Genomic DNA, 1322 nt, shown 5'->3' on the forward strand with positions numbered 1-1322 from the left:
GCATCCTCGCTTATAGCAGGCAGATTGTCGGCTTCGTGAGTGCAGACAAACGAAAGCCTCTCCATGGCCTTAGCCATGTCTTCATCAGTGACGCTGTCATGACCTTTCTTCTCGCAAGCGCAGAGGCTTGTCGTGAGAATTGCCAGAAAAACCAGCCTTGTGAACATTTCCATTCCTTTGTGTCGAGGTCAGATTCCCCGATTCCGGACTCCGTTCCTTTGGGGCGTAGCAGGTATGGCTTAACGTATACCCATCGTTATCACGTCATTTCGGTAGCGGCAGACCTGTTTCCGGGTCGAGGCCTTTCTCCTGGCTTAGCGCCCGGAATCATGTCTTCCGATGGCTTTTCGGCAGGGGGCGTGGACTCGCGTTTTTTCAGCCATTCGAATGTGCCGTCCCATTCCGGAAGCTTGGCTGGGGGCAAGGGAACGATCTGGTCGATATCTGGAACTTTTGGTCCGAGATGTTCATAGCGACTCAAAAACTTCTCAATTTTTTTATATCGCACAGAACGCTCAGAATCAGCCTCAAGGGCAAAATAATAGAGGCGGTTTTTGGCCTCCGTGGTTTTAAACCCACCGCTCAAAAAACCGGCGCTATTGGAACTACCGTTCCGGACACCTGCTTGGAAATCTTGTACCGCTTCAGGATAAATATCCCGTGCTTTCTGAAAAATACCGTAGCTGTAGGCTGCCTCGGCATGACCCTGATCCATAGCGCAACGACGCATATCAAGCACTACCTGCTTGGCGTCTTCGATGTTCTCAAGCAAATTAGACACGTAGTATTGAGCGTCAGCATTTCCCAAGTCGGCAGCTCTCCGGAAGTAAGCATTAGCACGACTCGTGTCTTGTTTGACTCCATATCCTGTTTCTAAATAATGCCCCATGTCGTAGTAGCCTCCGGGAATTTCCCAAGCGATCAAACTTTCCACGATATCAATAACTTCATTCTCTGGATCGGTACTTTCGATAAGACCCTCTGAGATCAAAGCGTGCAGATTGGTAGCTGCTTTGTAGCTTCCTGCTGCGTATGCCAAACGATAATATCTGGCGATATAAGTGAAATTCTTAACACCTTCTCTCGACTGTAGAAATAAGGCATAGCGATACAGCACCTGAGCGTCATCGTTTACAGTAGGCAAATGGTCTGCTTCGTGAGTGCAGACAAACGAAAGCCTCTCCATGGCTTTAGCCATGTCTTCATCAGTAACGCTGTCGTGACCTTTCTTCTCGCAAGCGCAGAGACTTGTGGTAAGAATTGCCAGAAAAACCAGCCTTGTGAACATTTCCATTCCCTTGTATGTGCCTATTTGTGGGGCA

At 48.8% G+C, this 1322-nt stretch carries 2 pseudogenes; both read right to left on the bottom strand.

The features are described 5' to 3' along the window. Window positions 1-167 (bottom strand): annotated as a pseudogene (locus tag AO388_RS29990) (SEL1-like repeat protein); the annotation flags it as partial. Window positions 168-264: 97 nt separating this feature from the next. Beyond that, window positions 265-1288 (bottom strand): annotated as a pseudogene (locus AO388_RS02280) (SEL1-like repeat protein). Between the last annotated feature and the right edge of the window lie 34 nt (window positions 1289-1322).

It is taken from the genome of Pseudomonas sp. ICMP 10191, assembly GCF_001467335.1.
In the GTDB taxonomy this organism is placed as follows: domain Bacteria; phylum Pseudomonadota; class Gammaproteobacteria; order Pseudomonadales; family Pseudomonadaceae; genus Aquipseudomonas; species Aquipseudomonas cerasi.